Genomic DNA, 1,116 nt, shown 5'->3' with positions numbered 1-1,116 from the left:
CGCTACGCGACGCTTTCGCGAATGGGCAAGCACGGGACAGGGATCCCCTTAACAACCCTACTGCCCCGTCTCCATCCCCCACCCGCAGAAGCGGCTGGTGATCTGCCAAATGGGATCCAACACATCCGTCAGGGCGTGGTCACTCTCCACCGCCACCAGTTGGGCCCAGGGGCGACGGGCCACATAGTCTCGACTGGCTTGAATGGGGATGGTGTCGTCTTGGATCCCGTGCACAATTAGGGTGGGCACAGGCCGTCGTAACCCCCCATCCGGGTAGCGCTGGGCATCGGCGACAAAGCCGTACTCCAAAGGGAGAGGGCGGCCTTCTCCGTAGTGAAACACCATGAGTTGTCCGGTTCGCTGCCAAGTCTCCACCGCCTCTGCCCCCAGCCGCGGCAGCCAATGGCCTAAAAAGCCAAAAGCCGGCGCCAAGAGCACCAAGCGCTGCACACAGGGTTGTCGTTCGGCAACCCAAGCAGCCACCAGGCCCCCCAAGCTAGAGCCGATGAGAGTGACAGGCGGGTAGTTCATCTCGGCAAGCTGGCTGGAAACCTGCTGGATCTGGCGGGTCAAGGTGAGCTGGGCAAAATTGTCCTGGTTCAGATCAGGCACCTGAACAGGGATCCCCACCTGCTGCAGCCGCTGCCGAAAGAAAGTTGCCTTGGCCGACTGCGGCCCAGAGCCGAATCCATGCAGGTAAATCGCCAACACGGAAAGGGATCCCTATGGCCCTGTGGCTGCCGAGAGCCAGCCCGCCCCCAACACCACGCTGATGGAGAGGAAAAGGGTCGCTACCGTCCAGGTGATGCGGTTGAGGTTTTGCTCAGCACTCTTGGAGCTGGAGAACAGCTGGGCCTGCCCGCCAATGCCCGCCAACCCATCCCCCTTAGGGCTGTGCAGCAGCACCAAGATCACCAGCAAGATGGCCGAAGCCGACCAGAGAAACTCGAAAAACGCTTCCATCGCAGCGGATCCCTGTAGGGCAAGTTGCTAAGGCCATTATCGCTTGGAACCGCATCTTAGCGCACCCTGTCTCGGCATCGCTCCCATTTCAGAATCAAGTTGGCAGGTGCAGACCCACCCATCTTCTGTGGCATCCTCCCGGCGCTCGTCCTG

2 protein-coding genes are annotated in these 1,116 nt (G+C 61.1%); both read right to left on the bottom strand.

Annotation, left to right across the window (positions count from 1 at the left end):
* Positions 1 to 57: 57 nt before the first annotated feature.
* Positions 58 to 711 carry a YqiA/YcfP family alpha/beta fold hydrolase gene (locus NW819_RS11715; RefSeq protein ID WP_414343667.1) on the bottom strand — a complete coding sequence of 218 codons (654 nt, stop codon included), beginning with the start codon at positions 709 to 711 and terminating at the stop codon, positions 58 to 60.
* A 12-nt stretch (positions 712 to 723) separates the two neighbouring features.
* Positions 724 to 963, bottom strand: a complete 240-nt coding sequence (gene secG, locus NW819_RS11710) for a preprotein translocase subunit SecG (RefSeq protein ID WP_011433676.1) — start codon at positions 961 to 963, stop codon at positions 724 to 726.
* Positions 964 to 1,116: the final 153 nt, after the last annotated feature.

It is taken from the genome of Synechococcus sp. R8-2 (assembly GCF_047461715.1).
Taxonomy (GTDB): domain Bacteria; phylum Cyanobacteriota; class Cyanobacteriia; order Thermostichales; family Thermostichaceae; genus Thermostichus.
Note: the sequence above shows the minus strand (reverse complement) of the source record. Positions and strands in the feature narration are given on the sequence as shown.